This is a genomic window from Aeromonas media, assembly GCF_000819985.1.
Lineage (GTDB): Bacteria > Pseudomonadota > Gammaproteobacteria > Enterobacterales > Aeromonadaceae > Aeromonas > Aeromonas media.
The window spans coordinates 493-829 of sequence record NZ_CDBZ01000223.1 but is presented as its reverse complement, the minus strand read 5'-3'; the positions used below and the strand labels follow the sequence as shown (position 1 = coordinate 829).

Genomic DNA, 337 nt, shown 5'->3' with positions numbered 1-337 from the left:
CAGCAGCTCGCTGCTCTCTTTAAGCTGCTGCCATTCGGTGGGGGTCATCAGGCGGCCCGCCATGACCTCTCTGATTGGGGCCAGGGGCACCAGCTTGGCCGATTCTCGATCGCGCATCCAGAGCATGGCGTCGGCGGGCAGGCGCAGCGGGCTCGCCAGATTCTGTTGCAAGCGGATGCTGGACTGACCCGGCCGCTTGCCCTGATAGGCCACCAGCACGAAGGGGGCCTCCTCGCCCGCGGAGGACATCGTGGCCAGGTAGCGCATCGACTGGATGGGCGCGGAGTGCCAGGGAAGCAGCGGCTGGAGCCATATCCCCAGCAGCAGGGAGGCGGCC

Annotated in this window: 1 protein-coding gene; it reads right to left on the bottom strand. The window is 67.7% G+C overall.

Annotated features, from left to right (window positions below):
- Window positions 1–337, bottom strand: a 337-nt coding sequence (locus BN1127_RS20100; protein ID WP_042650621.1) for a hypothetical protein, incomplete at both ends; no start/stop codon positions are given.